General features: G+C 50.0%; 13 protein-coding genes. 6 read left to right on the top strand and 7 right to left on the bottom strand.

The window, feature by feature from the left end; all coding sequences use genetic code 11:
- Nucleotides 1-52: 52 nt before the first annotated feature.
- Nucleotides 53-670, top strand: coding sequence for a GyrI-like domain-containing protein (locus NYE54_RS01435; protein ID WP_339269472.1), 618 nt, complete (start codon nt 53-55; stop codon nt 668-670).
- A 131-nt stretch (nt 671-801) separates the two neighbouring features.
- Here NYE54_RS01435 and NYE54_RS01430 read toward each other — a convergent pair whose 3' ends face one another.
- On the bottom strand, nt 802-1,515 hold the full coding sequence (locus NYE54_RS01430; RefSeq protein WP_339269470.1) for an SAM-dependent methyltransferase: 714 nt from the start codon (nt 1,513-1,515) through the stop codon (nt 802-804).
- A 196-nt stretch (nt 1,516-1,711) separates the two neighbouring features.
- Here NYE54_RS01430 and NYE54_RS01425 point away from each other — a divergent pair, with 196 nt between their 5' ends.
- Together NYE54_RS01425 and NYE54_RS01420 are read left to right on the top strand one after the other, a co-directional pair.
- Entirely contained in the window at nt 1,712-2,473 is a 762-nt protein-coding gene (locus NYE54_RS01425; RefSeq protein ID WP_339269468.1) for a kanamycin nucleotidyltransferase C-terminal domain-containing protein, read from the top strand.
- Between the two features lie 167 nt (nt 2,474-2,640).
- On the top strand, nt 2,641-4,389 hold the full coding sequence (locus tag NYE54_RS01420) for a M28 family peptidase (protein WP_339269466.1): 1,749 nt from the start codon (nt 2,641-2,643) through the stop codon (nt 4,387-4,389).
- A gap of 148 nt (nt 4,390-4,537) precedes the next feature.
- Here NYE54_RS01420 and NYE54_RS01415 read toward each other — a convergent pair whose 3' ends face one another.
- Nucleotides 4,538-4,975, bottom strand: coding sequence for a DUF3888 domain-containing protein (locus NYE54_RS01415; RefSeq protein ID WP_339269464.1), 438 nt, complete (start codon nt 4,973-4,975; stop codon nt 4,538-4,540).
- 216 nt (nt 4,976-5,191) lie between these two features.
- Between NYE54_RS01415 and NYE54_RS01410 the strand changes: the two genes are divergently transcribed.
- The gene (locus tag NYE54_RS01410) at nt 5,192-6,139 is read left to right on the top strand and encodes an alpha/beta hydrolase (protein WP_339269462.1); all 948 of its coding nucleotides are present in this window, start codon (nt 5,192-5,194) and stop codon (nt 6,137-6,139) included.
- Nucleotides 6,140-6,311: 172 nt separating this feature from the next.
- Here NYE54_RS01410 and phnX read toward each other — a convergent pair whose 3' ends face one another.
- The 5 genes from phnX to NYE54_RS01385 are packed head-to-tail and all read right to left on the bottom strand — an operon-like array spanning nt 6,312 to nt 11,644.
- Nucleotides 6,312-7,130 carry a phosphonoacetaldehyde hydrolase gene (gene phnX / locus NYE54_RS01405; RefSeq protein ID WP_339269460.1) on the bottom strand — a complete coding sequence of 273 codons (819 nt, stop codon included), beginning with the start codon at nt 7,128-7,130 and terminating at the stop codon, nt 6,312-6,314.
- Nucleotides 7,127-8,221: a 2-aminoethylphosphonate--pyruvate transaminase gene (gene phnW / locus NYE54_RS01400; protein ID WP_339269458.1), complete on the bottom strand. Its 1,095-nt coding sequence runs from the start codon at nt 8,219-8,221 to the stop codon at nt 7,127-7,129. Before phnW ends, phnX begins: the two co-directional genes overlap by 4 nt.
- A gap of 22 nt (nt 8,222-8,243) precedes the next feature.
- The gene (locus NYE54_RS01395) at nt 8,244-9,239 is read right to left on the bottom strand and encodes an extracellular solute-binding protein (protein WP_339269456.1); all 996 of its coding nucleotides are present in this window, start codon (nt 9,237-9,239) and stop codon (nt 8,244-8,246) included.
- 43 nt (nt 9,240-9,282) lie between these two features.
- Nucleotides 9,283-10,899 (bottom strand): ABC transporter permease subunit, encoded by a 1,617-nt coding sequence (locus tag NYE54_RS01390; protein ID WP_339269455.1) that lies wholly within the window; start codon nt 10,897-10,899, stop codon nt 9,283-9,285.
- A complete protein-coding gene (locus tag NYE54_RS01385) occupies nt 10,892-11,644 on the bottom strand; it encodes an ABC transporter ATP-binding protein (protein WP_339269453.1) in 753 nt (250 codons plus the stop codon). The genes NYE54_RS01390 and NYE54_RS01385 overlap by 8 nt, the downstream gene beginning before the upstream one ends.
- A gap of 252 nt (nt 11,645-11,896) precedes the next feature.
- Between NYE54_RS01385 and NYE54_RS01380 the strand changes: the two genes are divergently transcribed.
- Together NYE54_RS01380 and NYE54_RS01375 are read left to right on the top strand one after the other, a co-directional pair.
- Nucleotides 11,897-12,661: a DeoR/GlpR family DNA-binding transcription regulator gene (locus NYE54_RS01380; protein WP_076322628.1), complete on the top strand. Its 765-nt coding sequence runs from the start codon at nt 11,897-11,899 to the stop codon at nt 12,659-12,661.
- A 308-nt stretch (nt 12,662-12,969) separates the two neighbouring features.
- Nucleotides 12,970-14,013, top strand: coding sequence for a hypothetical protein (locus tag NYE54_RS01375; protein ID WP_339269451.1), 1,044 nt, complete (start codon nt 12,970-12,972; stop codon nt 14,011-14,013).
- Nucleotides 14,014-14,028 lie beyond the last annotated feature (15 nt).

Here is a 14,028-nt window from a genome sequence, read left to right as displayed (position 1 = left end):
GAAGTTGGTTTATGATAGCCGTAAATCATGACCAAAAAGGAGAGATTTACGTATGACGCTTCCTAAACTCGATTTAGCCAAAAGCGATAAAACCTATTACACAGCCGGGAACACCCCTGAGCTTGTGCAGTTCGACCCCTTGCTCTATCTGTCATTCGAAGGTCAAGGTGCGCCCGAAAGCTCTCTTTTCGAGGATGCTACCGAGGCGCTTTATACCGTTGCCTATGGCGTTAAGGGACATTGCAAGGCGGAAATTCAGGATTTTACCGTTCCTAAACTTGAAGGACAATGGTGGGTTAACTCGGATCGGTACGGTTTGGAGGTTCCGAAAGAGGAATGGCATTGGAAGCTGCTCATTCGGATGCCGGCGTTCGTCACCTCGGAGATCGTAAGTTCCGCGCGGGACAAAGCCTTCTCCAAGAAAAACCATCTGGAACCCATTCAACAAGTGGTGTTGGAAACGATCCATGAGGGACTATGCATCCAAATCATGCATATCGGCCCCTACAGCACGGAGCCTGATACGTTGGCGAAAATGTATGCCTACATGGAACAGCATCATTACGTCCAGGACGGGCTGCATCATGAGATTTATTTGTCCGATCCACGAAAAGCCGCCGCCGCCTCCATGAAAACCATTCTCCGTGCTCCTGTAAGACAGGAGAATTAGAACTAATAGAGAATTAGAGCGCACGTCCACTCTGCAAAAACCATCCCAACCAAAAGAGGGAGCCAGCTGATTGCCGGCTCCCTCCCTTATTTTACATTCATTCTATATCTTAATTTTATCCGTCTGTCTGTCTATCTCTTACGAATGCTTAGCAGCGAATTGCCGTTCTTCATAAACTCATAAGGCACAGTGACTTCCGCTACCCGAAAGCCTTCTGCCTCCAGCTCATGAATCAAGCGGTCCAAATGGCCGTAACGACTCCCCGATAAATCGGTCAACGGGAAGATGCGCACCACTTCCGAGGCCACTCGCAGCAGCTCCCGAATCGTCTGGACATGAAAGTCATAATCCAATCGGTCACTGTACATAAACAGAAAATGGGCGGACAGCACCAGGTGAAACTGTTCGTTAGCAAAAGGCAGCTCCGGCAGTACTGCAGCGACATAGCGATCCGGAAACTCCCTCATATCCTGGACGCAGTCACGGAGCGCTTGCTGGCGATGCCGACGAAGCCCCTTTACATCTCCGTAATAGTCCCAAACATAATTACTCTTCGCCTGTTCCATCGTTTCCATCGCATGCCCGATATCCTGCAGTCCCTTGGCCTCCAGGTCATCCGGCTTGTGATCATAGGCAATATCACTGGCCGTGATATCGAGACCATGCTTCGAACCGTGAGCGGTGAACGAACACGCTCCGGAGGGGCAATCCAATATGCTTTTGCCGGTAAGCTCTGACATTTCCAAATCAAACATAAACGTGTACTCTTCAAACGTGCGGCCAATAAATACAACCCGGTCCAATTCCTGTTTGGTCTTGCCTTGACTCTGCTCAGCTCTACTCATCTCTTCTCACCTCAGCTATTAATTGTGGGTGCGGGGGCGACCACTACTTCCCACATCCGTAAGCATATATTATCATATGATGGAATGCCGGATAACCCTTATATTTATTCACAGAATCCCAAACTCCACTCCGCTTTCAACCGTTCTATTTATATTATAATATTGATAACTAACTTATTTCGGAGGGGATTTCCTTATGTTACCTTATCCTGCGGCTACGACCAGAGAAGAGAAAATGAACATCATTCATCAAATCAAAGACCGGCTGCTTCAATTGCACGGCGATGACATTCTGGCCATTGGCCTGTACGGCTCGATCGCGCAAGGGATTGATGGCCCTTACTCGGACATTGAACTTCAAGTTGTTACACAGGACGGAGTCTCCCTTACCGGACACGAATTCATATACCCCCCTTTCAAAATCGAAATCGGCATGGAACAAAAACAGGACATACTGAAGGCTGCCGCGTCTGTGGACGACTCATGGGCGATTACAGCTGGCGCTTATGTCCATCTACAGGAAATCTACGATCCGGCGAACCTGCTCGCTGAGATTCGGAAGCTGCCCCTCCAGGTTTCAGAGGAAGCCATCAAAGAAACGATGCGGGTATTCATGATCTGGGAACCCTACGAAACGATGGGCAAAATACGTAACAACGTCCAATCCGGTAACTTTAGCTACCTCCCGCTCGGGGCCAAAGATCTGACCTGGCAGGCCGCCAAGCTGATTGGACTTGCCAACCGAACATTTTACAATACAAGAGCCAAGACATTGGAGGAATCACTGTCCCTGAAATCCAGGCCTTCCGGATACGATGAACTTGCGCAATTGGTCATGCGAGGTCAGCTTCTCCAGATCGATCATGTATATGAGCTTTGTGAACAGCTCTGGACCGGACTGAACGCATGGTATGAAAAAATGAATATTGAATATAAATCTAAAGAGCTTCCATTCTGATGGAGGCTCTTGCTTTGTGTTATGCATGGAAAGCTGATCATTCTCAATCTTATGTTGACACATGTCATATTCTGGAACTACGCTGTGTAAGAGCACGTTTCTTACATACGATGAAAGATCGCTTTACGAAACGCCTGAATGATCATAAAAGGAAGTGAGTATTTATCATGCAAATTCAATTGAGTAGACCGCCGGATTACAAACCTCCTTATTGGCTGCCGCTTACAACCATCCTCACCGTCATACTCTTTATCTCCCTCATGCTGTGGTTCGAGAAGCCGCCGCAGGCCAGCAGCATCGATGCACCCGCAACCGAATTCTCTGCCGAACGCGCGATGGCGCATGTCGAGCAGATCGCACAGCAGCCCCATCCGATGGGTTCGCCTGCCAATGCGGAAGTCAGAGCTTACTTGGTGGAACAGATGGAGCAACTCGGCTTGAACCCGGACGTTCAAGAATTTAATGACCGCCTGACAACCAAGCACATCGACACCGACACTCAGCTAACGAACATTCTGGGCGTCATTAAGGGCACCGGATCGGGCAAACCGCTCCTGCTTATGTCCCATTATGACTCGGTCCCTACCGGACCCGGAGCGAATGATGCTTCGGTAAGCATAGCTTCATTGCTGGAAACGACAAGAGCGATCCAAGCCGGGCCTCCACCGCAGAATGACATATGGATTCTGCTGACAGACGGGGAGGAGAAAGGCCTGCTGGGGGCTGAAGTGTTCTTCCGTGACCCACAGCATCGTGAGGTTGGCATGATTGCGAATTTTGAAGCCCGAGGATCAAAAGGATCCTCCCTTATGTTCCAGACCAGCGACAACAATAGTCGGATCATTGAAGAATACGCCAAGGCCGTATCCAATCCTGTCAGCAACTCGCTCTTGGTGGACCTCTACAAACAACTGCCGAACGATACCGATCTGACGGTGGCGCTTGAGCATGGTCTCCCGGGACTGAACTTTGCCTATGGCGATGGGTGGGTAGCCTATCATACCCCGATGGACAACACGGAGAACGTCTCCCTTGAAACCATGCAGCATCAAGGCGAGAATGCACTCGCCATGGCAAAGCATTTTGGCAATCTCGACTTGACTGACCTGGCTTCAACAGACGACCGTATTTACTTCAATCTATTTGGCCTGCTGGTTCATTACCCTGCAAAATGGGCGGTCCCGATCACCGTGGTGTTCGCGGCGATATGGCTGGCTTTAGCGGTATTGTTTGCCCGCATCTCTAGACTCTTCCTAAAGGGAAGTTTGATCAGCTTGCTAACCCCGATTCTGGCCGTCGTGCTCTCGGCAGCGCTAAGCTTTGGCTTGTGGTCGCTGGTCGATACGTTGTGGGCCGGCAAAATGACGCAGCCCACAGGCGCAACCTATGATTCGTTTCTGTACAGTGTCAGCTTTATACTGGTAACCTTCATCATTCATGTTGCACTCACCCGCTGGATCGTGCAGAAAGTGAATGAATTGGAGATGCTGCTGGCGGGCGCATTCCTGTTCCTGCTGCTGCTTGTTGGTTCAACCTGGTTCCTGCCGGGTGCAAGCTATTTATTTGCGATTCCGCTGCTGGTCCAGTTTGCGGCATTGACATGGGCGGCATTTACCCGGGACCCAATCGAATCCTTAAACCATCCGGCTATTGTACTGGGAACGTCCCTTATCCCTGTTCTGATGTTTACTTCGGTCTTTCATATTGTGTTCCTCATGCTGCCGCCAGGGATTCACCTATTCAGCGTCGTACTGATCGGGCTGATACTTGCCATGATGTCCCCGGCTGTACGAATGCTCGCATATGCCTGGAAATGGGTACTGCCGGCTGCCTTCATCGCCGTCGTCGTTCTGCTCGCCATCGGCTGGATCCAGGCCGATCCTGGACCGGATCGACCGATTTTCGAGATGCGTTAATCATTACAGGCACCCTGCTGCCACTCAATGCTTGAGGGTGTGACACCCGATAAACGTACCGTTATGTCCATGCCAAACAAGCAAACGCGCGAACTGCGTTTGCTTGTTTTTTTGGATGTGACATTGGATTGGTTTCACCGCCGTTACTTCACGATATCTTGCCAAGCGGGGGGAGCTCATACGTCTCCAGATGTTTGTATTCCACCAGCTTGACCATACCGCCGGGAATCGTCGGAGCCACCTCAAACACAAGCCGGTCCTTTCCCACCATAATATGGGGACCGACCGTCGGGCTGGCCTCAAGCGTAATGATGAAATGAAAACCGCGAAATCCGTTCACCCTCTTCACTCCGGTCACATCCACAAAGTAGGGATAGACAAGCGGCTGCTCCTTCAACGTATGGATATAATGCCCGCGAACCGCTTTATCGATATGAGGAAGCAGAAATAGCATTAGCATATCCTGATATTGCAGCTGTGCACTATCCTTCTTCGGTGAAGAATAGGCCCCCTCGGCATGGGACGGCAGCGGTAAACCCATAACCATAACGACGGCAAGGATTAGGCTGATGAAGGGTTTGTTCATATTTCTCTCTCGCCTCCTGCTGCAGCTCTTTATCTTTAGGCTACCCCAACCGATAGGATTGATGTAACACCCGCGAAACGAACGTGATCCGCGACATAGATTAATTAGGGTACGTGCGATATGATAGGTGGAAGGAACGATATCGTATCGACATATGCCTTCCTTATCACCTTCATTCATCGTGTTCCATGGAATACGGGGAGGATATACATCAACATGAAAAAAAGGATTATGATCATGTCAGCAGCTATCATCGCACTACTAGCTATCATTATTGTTTCAGCAAGCTTCTACTTCTATAACGTCGCTATTGCCCGCGCCGACAAGGGCTTTCTGAATGGCAACCCCGACCTGGAAGCCAACTCGAATATCGACAATCCCTTTGCGGACAGCAAGGATTGGTGGGCCCAGCAGAGCTTCGAGGAATGGAACCTTACTTCAGACGACGGTCTGAAGCTGCATGCTTATTTTTTACCTGCCAAAGTATCAACGGATAAAACCGTCATCATTGCCCACGGCTACTCCGGTCATTCGGAGCAGATGAGCGGATTCGCCCAAATGTACCATGAGGACCTGGGTTACAACGTCCTTCTTCCCGACGCGCGAGGGCACGGACGAAGCGAAGGCGATTACATCGGCTTCGGCTGGCCGGAGCGCAAGGATTATCTGAAATGGATTGATCAAGTCATCGGGCATACGAGTGAAGGCGCTCAAGTCGTCCTACATGGCGTGTCCATGGGTGGCGCAACGGTTATGATGACCAGCGGCGAAGAGCTTCCTGCCCAGGTAAAAGCCATTGTCGAGGACTGCGGGTATACCTCGGTCACGGATGAGTTGACCTATCAGCTGAAGCGCATGTATAAGCTTCCGTCCTTCCCGCTGCTTCAATCCACAAGCCTGTTGACCAAGATCCGCGCTGGATACTCCTTCGGTGAAGCATCCGCCCTGGAGCAGGTCAAGAAGTCCAAGACCCCGATGCTGTTCATTCATGGCGGCGGCGATTTGTTCGTACCTACCGAGATGGTGTATGAGCTGTACGAGAATGGTCCGGAGCAAAAGAAGTTGTTCATCGTCCCCGAAGCAGGTCACGGCATGGCGCGCCAGTTCGACCCCGAGGGATATGACCGCGAAGTAACAGAGTTTATTGGCACGTACGTGCAATAAGAGAAATGAAGAAAAAGAGCAGCCCAAGTGGACTGCTCTTTTTGGTGCGAGGTGAGGGGGAAGCCTATAACGCTGCTTCCTTTCCTTTCAGGCGCTCGGGTTGCCTGTTCAATTTGCGCATCTATTTGCGTGATTTTTACTTCATCCGCGTATCGAAAGACCTGAATGGTTCCTAGCGCTGAATCCCCGGTCTTTGTCCCTCAGCCAGCATGTCGTTAATTCTCTCGATTAACTGCGGCAGTTCGTCCATCGTTCGAATCGTAAAGTCGGCCCCATGCTGGATAAATGTCTGTTCGGTTTTCGAGATCGCAGCTTCCCGGTCTGATTCTGACAGGGCATGATACTCTTCTGAACTCAGGCCCATTTCCGAGCTGCCGATAACAACGCCAACCGACCATACACCTGCGTTCACGCCTTCCTTTACGTCCGAGACGGTATCCCCCACCTTAACGACCTTCCAGGATGCCGATAACCGCAGAGACTCCATGTTCCGATAAATCATGTACGGATAAGGTCTTCCTTGGGAATTCGTGTCATCCGGCGTGAAATAGACATCCGGGCTGTAGCCCTTTTGCCGGGCATTTGCCACCACGACCTCCATCATGCTGCTCGTATAACCTGTCGTAGAACCAATCTTCAAGCCTTGACCCTTCAATGCTTCAACCGTCTCAATAACACCCGGAATCGGGTCCGTGTACTCGGATAAAGAAGCCATCAACGCCGGCTCGAATTCTGCATACAGCCGTTCCACTTCCTGCTCATCGAAGGCTCTTCCGTACTTCGCTTCCCATAGCGCCGACACTCTCGGCATGGATAGCATGGCACGAATATGATCGATCTTCAGCATCCCCATCGGTGCTCTTGCTTCAGCCATCGTCACTTCAATGCCCGCATTCTTAAAAATATCGACAAACACGTTCACCGGTGCAAAGCATCCAAAATCCACAGCCGTTCCGGCCCAGTCCAATATAACGCCTTCGATTCGGTTCATTGTGCCATCACTCCCCTATATTCTTCGATAATATGACATAACTGTTCGATATCCTGCTCATAGATTTCTCCGATATTCCCAATTCGGAAGGTATCCACGTCGGTCAGCTTGCCCGGATATATCACATAGCCCCTTTCTTTAATATAAGCGTAAAAGTGTTCGAAGCTAAACCCTTCACTCGGGAATAAGAATGTCGTGATGATCGGAGATTGCTTATCATCAGTAATATAAGACTGGATGCCGATCTGCGCCAATCTCTCACGCAGCAGGCGATTGTTATTCTGGTAACGGCTGAATCTCGCCGATACACCGCCTTCTTCGTTCAGCTCATCCAACGCTTTGGAGAAGGCAGCCACGACATGGGTCGGCGAAGTATATCTCCATTTTCCGTCCTGATCCATGCCTTTCCACTGATCATACAAATCGAGCGCCAAGCTGCGCGCAATCCCTTCGCAGGCTGCAAGCTTGTCCAGCTTGGCGATGACGAATCCAAACCCCGGAACGCCCTGGATGCATTTATTCGCACTGCTGATGAGATAATCGATGCCAAGTCCCTGAACATCGATTTCCATGCCGCCAAAGCTGCTCATTGCATCGATAATGAGGGTCTTTCCATATTCTCTGGACAACGTCGAGACCATCTCCAGCGGATTCAGAATCCCGGTTGTCGTCTCGCAATGTACCATTGCGATATGCGTAATACCTTCATCCTTATGCAGTATAGCTCGCAGTTCATCCTCGCTTGGATGTTCATCGTAATTCACTTGGTACTCCTCATAATTCAATCCAATATACTTTGCCATTTTGACGATCCGCTCACCATAGGCGCCGTTCGTTACAATCAGCACTCTATCGTCATTCGATATGGTGGATGTCATCACTGCTTCGACGGCAAACGTTCCACTTCCCTGCATCAGTACCGCTGTGTATTGTGCCGCATCCGCCCCGGCGAGTGCCAGGAGCTGCGATCTGATTTTTTGCGTAATCGATTTATACTCATCATCCCATGTACAGCGGTCAAAGAGCATCTCCTCTTTCACCGTCTTGGTTGTCGTCAAAGGTCCTGGTGTCAAAAGCTTATAGGTATTCATTTCGCATCGCTCCTATGCTGGCTTATTCTTTAGATCCATTGAAGAATTGCTGATGCTTTTCCAGCAGCTCCACCGTCAGCGGCTTCTCGAAGGTCATCGAGTACGCAGGTTTGTTGACTTCATCCACGGTCTCCCCTTCATATAGGGCCACCGGATAGTTCACGATCAGGTCTTTTCTGGCATCCTTCACGATGGTCTCGGCCATTTTCATCGCTAAATCCGTTGTGGCATTCTTCTTGTCCACCACCGCAACCGACTCGGTTAGCGAGAAGTTTCCTTCGACCGGATCCACGTAATCTATCGGTGCACCGTCAGCTTTGGCGGCTACCGCCTGATGGCGGAGTCCGAAGCCCGCAGCCACTTCTCCAGCCTGCACTTTCTTGATCGGACCGGAACCCGAGCTCTCCAGATGCGGTCCCACATTAGCGATCAGGTCATGGAGCACCTTACGTCCCGCATCTTCGCCGTATTGGTTGATAATCGCCTGAACCAGCAGCCAACCGGTGGAGGAATCCATAATATTCGGAATCGATACGAGTCCGCTGAATTCCGGTTTGGTCAGGTCCGTGATGGAGGTTGGCATTGGCAAGCCTTTGTCTTTCAGCACTTGTGTATTCACGAAGATAGAGCCGGTATTCGCCAGAATCGGCGTGTAGTATTTCGGATAAGTTCCGACAGCGCCTGTGTCAAAAGCCAAATCCTTAAACATGGAGTGCTTGGTCTGCGAGCTTTCGATAAAGTATGAGCTCATCGTGATGAGATCAGCCTCGATTTTGTTCCCCTCAGCCATCAGTTTGCCGCCAAGTTCGGATGTACCCAGGGATTGCACGAGATACTGTCCTTCGTATCCGGCATTCTTCAACGATGTTTCCATTGCGGCGACGGCCTCTTCATCCCCGTTGGTGTAGATGACCACCTTCTTCGCTTCCCCCGCGCTTCCGCTGCCGCAAGCGGCCAGAGCCAACACCATGCTGATTGCGATCAATGACAGCAGCATTCCCTTAAGCGTCTTCATCATGATTAACTCCACTCCTTGTTTTTTATTTGTATTAATAAATAAGTTACCGATGCGCCGTTCTCCTCTGTAATGCGTCGCACACCAGCTTGATGATCAGATTTGTGAAGAAAATCAGCATCGACAGCACGAAAATCTCATTAAACTTGGCGAAATGCTGCAGCTCTTTGATCTTGCTGGCTACGAGCGACGTCTGGGCGGATACAAGAAAGATAATGCCGCTGATCGTCACCATGGCGTTGATGAAATAGTAGCTGAACATCTCAATGACGGTTGAAGCCGAGTTTGGCAGGATCACCCGATAAACGGTCTTGAACCAGCTGTCACCGAGCAGTTCCCCCGTGGTTTCCCAAGAAGGATTCATCTTGGACAGGGAGTTCTTGGCCATCAGATACGGCGTCGTAAAGAAATGAACAATATTGCACAGAACGATAATGATGAAGGTTCCTTTCAGACTGCTTCCATTAAAGAAGAGCAGGTAGGATATCCCCAGCACCATGCCAGGCACCGTATTCGTGATCATCGATACCATATCCACCGTGGATCGAGCTTTTAACGATGTACGCACATTGAGCAGTGCTGATCCATACGCCATCAAGGTACCGAATAGCGCCGTCAAGAAGGCGACCCAGAGGGAGTTTCGGTATACCCCTGTTAAATCACTCGATTGAAACACGTCCCGTACATGCTTAAGCGTAAACGTCATGTCATAGGGGTAACTGCTCAGCCATGGCGCAATGAACATCACGGCAAAAATGGAAAGCATTCCAAGCACGATGACCGATGACATTATGCCGAAGGCGATATCCCGCACGCGCTGCCGCGGCAGCTCGATATCCGACAGCTTGTCATAGTGGAAATTCCATTTTTCCAAGTAATTCAGCAGCCAAATGCCGAACACGGCGGGGATCAGCATCATGACCGCAATGACGGCGCCTTGGTTGAAGTCCGGAATGGAGCCCAGCATCACCTGATACAGCTGCGTTGCCACGACCGGATAGGTCCCGCCAACCGAAGCCGGAATCCCAAAATCCGTAAAGCTTAAGATAAAGGAAAGCACAAAGGCTCCGCCAAGCGCTCCGGCCAAGGGACGCAAAATCGTATTCAGGAAACTTCTCAACGTTCCGTCACCCATTAACTTGGAGACGATGATGAATTTTTTATCAATATATTTAAACGCGTTATGGATCAACAGGAATACTGGAGGCAGCGTGTAAATGACGTAGCCTATGAGCAGTCCGTTCCATCCGTAGATTTCGAACAGATTGCGTCCGGCAAGCCGGGTGATCAACCCCTGATTACCGAACGAATACATAATGGCGAACCCATATGTAATGGTCGGGAGCAGCATGGGGATGATGATGACGGTTTTCAGCAGGCCTTTGACGGGCCGATATATTTTGGTGCAATGAATGGAATACGCGAGTATAAACCCGAGGACAGTTGTGATTACCGCCGTGATGCCCGATATCTTCACACTGTTGCCAATCGCTGCGATGAATTCCCGATTCGACCCTATGGATACATAATGCCCGAGGGTAAACCCCTGATCGGATTCGAAGGAACGGATCAGCAAGATGAGCAGCGGCAAGAACAGAAACACGGCGAACAATAACAGGATGACGGTAAAGATGACCCGCATTTCCGGTTTCACGTTATGCATACTGCTCACCGAACAGATTGTAGATGTTCTGCCTTTTGATGTGCAGCTGCTTGATAATAAACTGCTTCACAAAATCATTGCTCGGATGATGGACAATCTCCTGGGGTGTGCCGAATTGGGCGATCTGCCCCTGATGGATAATCAGGATTTTGTCTGAGAGCGTCAGCGCCTCCTCCGGGTCATGCGTCACAATAATCGTGGTCAGGTTAAACTCTCTGGCAATCGATTGAATCCGCTGCTTGATCGACTCCTTGATCACGCCGTCCAGCGCGCTGAGCGGCTCATCGAGCAGCAGGATTTTCGGTTTCGTGACCAGCGTTCTGGCCAGGGCCACTCTCTGCTTCTGCCCTCCTGACAGTTCGCCGATCCGCTTGTTCACATGAGGCTGAAGCTCCAGAAAGTCGATATATTCCTGTACCTCCTGCTGACTCACGCTCCCCTTCTTGTTGCGCAGGCCGTATACGATATTGTCGTAGGCATTCAGATTGGGAAATAAGGCATAGTCCTGAAAAACGATATTAAACCCGCGCTTCTTCATCGGTACGTTGCTCAGATCTTGGTCATGGAACACGATTTTTCCCTGATCCATCCGGGTGAGTCCCAAAATAATATTCAGTAATGTGGTCTTCCCGCTGCCGCTCGGACCGAGCAGTGACACGATTTCGCCCGAACCGATTTCTACGTTGATGTCATCCAAAACCACTTTATCGTCGAATTGTTTGCTAATATGCTCTAGCTTCAGCAAACGGCTCACCTCCTTTAAACACATCCTCAGTATAGAAACCATATGTAAATAAGAATCATGGAAACTGTTAAATGTAAGTAAATTATGCATATATCATTCATACATCAATACCAACTATTGACCATATTGATCCATAATTGATGCCCAACTCAGGAATAATATAGGTAAATCTATTGAACATAGCCAGGCGAATCGGTAAACTAGACATGAATACAGGCATCAACTACTAATGCAGATTGAATGGGTGAGCGAATGTTTCCACTGGAGAGGCAGAAGAAAATACTTGAGCTGCTAACGATTCGAAAAGTATTGAAGATCACGGAGCTAACGGAAGAGCTGAACGTCTCTGTAGATACGCTGCGCCGGGATTTGAACACCCTGACCAAGCAGGGGCGGATCGAGAAGATATATGGCGGGGTTAAACTCGTGGAGTCCCGGTTCGGCGAATCCTCCATGGACGAGCGCATGGTCAGCCAGTTGGAAGAGAAGGATCGGATCGCCCGCAAATGCAGCGAATTCATTCATGACGGCGATTGCATCTATATCGACAGCGGCTCGACCACATATCAGATGGCCAAATACGTGAAGCATAAGAAGAAGCTGACGGTCGTTACCAACTCGCTGCCGGTTGCGATTGAGCTGATGGACAGCGATGTGGAACTGATTATGATCGGCGGCAAAATCCGTAGGGAAGAACAATCCGTCGTAGCGTATGAATACATCTTCAACTTTCACGAGCTGAATGTGCTGAAAGCCTTCATCTGCTGCAGCGGCATTACGATTGAAAAAGGCATCTCCGACTACAACCTGGAAGAAGCCATTACGCGCAAAAAAATGATCGAGCTGTCCAAAGAGGTGGTTGTCATGGCGGACAGCACCAAGTTCGGCAAAGACGTCACCATTTCCATCGCATCGCTCGACAAAATTGATATGATCGTGACCGATGCGAATGTCCATGCAAGCTTCATTCCAAAATTCAAAAAAACCAATTCAACGCTAGTGATTGCCGATGAATAGAATAAAAGACCAAAAAAACGGGCGTTCCTCCTCGCTGAATGTTTACGATAAGAGAATGTCCGTTTCGGTTTCACACAGGCACGCACCCGTATTAACTTTTAATTTATATGTGCCAAGCCCTTGCGAATCTCTTGGACCCGTATCATTTTCTCTTCTTCTGTAATCCCGTATTTTCATAAACGTGAAAGCTCAAGTCTCTTCTTGTAAGCGGTTGTACATTCGAATTGAAGTCAATATAATGTAGTGAGAAACAGGATATTTTTTCTAATTATGTGAGACACCATGCAAGTAGAGGAGGAATAAAGGTTATGAACGTTGGATCAGCACGCGCAGCGGCGACGGATTGGGTATTGCAGCATGCCAGCAGGGAGCCTGGATTTATGGGTGCCTATTTTAGTGGCTCCACGGTTGGAAAGCCGGATGAAGCAGAGATGGCTCCGTCCTCGGACATTGACATCGTTGTTGTTACCCAGGATGCGGAGCCCCCTCTTAAGCTGGGAAAATTTATCTACCAGGATGCTTTGATCGAAGCCACCTACCTGTCCTGGCGGGACCTCGCCTCGCCCGAGCAGGTATTAACATCCTATCATCTTGCGGGCAGCTTCCGTGTGGATACCCTGATGTCCGATCCAACCGGGCAGCTGCGTAAGCTGCAGACGGAGGTTTCGCGTCATTTTGCCGACCGGATATGGGTCGCCCGCCGCTGTGAGAACGTACGCGAACGAATCATAACCGGACTCCGCTCCATAGATCCTTCTGCCCCTTGGCATCGCCAGGTTACCTCATGGCTGTTCCCTACCGGCGTAACCACCCATTTGCTCCTGGTCGCTGCTCTTCGCAACCCCACGGTCAGGCTGCGCTATGCGGCGGTTCACGATGTGCTCAAGGAATATGACCAAGAGGTAATTTACGACGAACTGTTACAACTACTGGGTTGTAAAGACATGAGTGCCGAACAAGCGCTCCATCATCTTAATGGGCTGGCCCGCACCTTCGATGCCGCTGCTGCGATTGCCAAGACCCCCTTCTTCTTCAGCAGTGACATTACGCCGGATGCAAGACCGATTGCCATTGACGGCAGCCGCGAGCTGATCCTAAACGGAAGCCATAGAGAGGCCGTCTTCTGGATGGTGGCCACCTTCGCTCGATGCCACAACATATTGGAAGTTGACGGGACTCCTGAGTTTCAAGAGCAGTATGCCCCTTCTTTTGAGGCCATCCTTGCGGATCTCGGCATAACGTCCACCGATGACCTGCTGCAACGGGCCGACAAGGTTCTTCGGTTCCTGCCAAAACTGTGGAGCGTCACGGAAGGTATTCTGGATGCCAATCCGAATGTAACAGGCGGGTAAGGATCGACCTCATAA

It is taken from the genome of Paenibacillus sp. FSL K6-1330, assembly GCF_037976825.1.
Lineage (GTDB): Bacteria > Bacillota > Bacilli > Paenibacillales > Paenibacillaceae > Paenibacillus_AQ.
Note: the sequence above shows the minus strand (reverse complement) of the source record. Positions and strands in the feature narration are given on the sequence as shown.

What these genes read in the sequence shown, in the direction of transcription:
- NYE54_RS01375 (WP_339269451.1), top strand. Translation starts at nt 12,970, where the DNA reads ATGAACGTTGGATCAGCACGCGCAGCGGCGACGGATTGGGTATTGCAG.
- NYE54_RS01380 (WP_076322628.1), top strand. Translation starts at nt 11,897, where the DNA reads ATGTTTCCACTGGAGAGGCAGAAGAAAATACTTGAGCTGCTAACGATT.
- NYE54_RS01425 (WP_339269468.1), top strand. Translation starts at nt 1,712, where the DNA reads ATGTTACCTTATCCTGCGGCTACGACCAGAGAAGAGAAAATGAACATC.
- NYE54_RS01435 (WP_339269472.1), top strand. Translation starts at nt 53, where the DNA reads ATGACGCTTCCTAAACTCGATTTAGCCAAAAGCGATAAAACCTATTAC.
- NYE54_RS01420 (WP_339269466.1), top strand. Translation starts at nt 2,641, where the DNA reads ATGCAAATTCAATTGAGTAGACCGCCGGATTACAAACCTCCTTATTGG.
- phnW (WP_339269458.1), bottom strand. Translation starts at nt 8,221, where the DNA reads ATGAATACCTATAAGCTTTTGACACCAGGACCTTTGACGACAACCAAG.
- NYE54_RS01390 (WP_339269455.1), bottom strand. Translation starts at nt 10,899, where the DNA reads ATGCATAACGTGAAACCGGAAATGCGGGTCATCTTTACCGTCATCCTG.
- NYE54_RS01430 (WP_339269470.1), bottom strand. Translation starts at nt 1,515, where the DNA reads ATGAGTAGAGCTGAGCAGAGTCAAGGCAAGACCAAACAGGAATTGGAC.
- phnX (WP_339269460.1), bottom strand. Translation starts at nt 7,130, where the DNA reads ATGAACCGAATCGAAGGCGTTATATTGGACTGGGCCGGAACGGCTGTG.
- NYE54_RS01410 (WP_339269462.1), top strand. Translation starts at nt 5,192, where the DNA reads ATGAAAAAAAGGATTATGATCATGTCAGCAGCTATCATCGCACTACTA.
- NYE54_RS01395 (WP_339269456.1), bottom strand. Translation starts at nt 9,239, where the DNA reads ATGATGAAGACGCTTAAGGGAATGCTGCTGTCATTGATCGCAATCAGC.
- NYE54_RS01415 (WP_339269464.1), bottom strand. Translation starts at nt 4,975, where the DNA reads ATGAACAAACCCTTCATCAGCCTAATCCTTGCCGTCGTTATGGTTATG.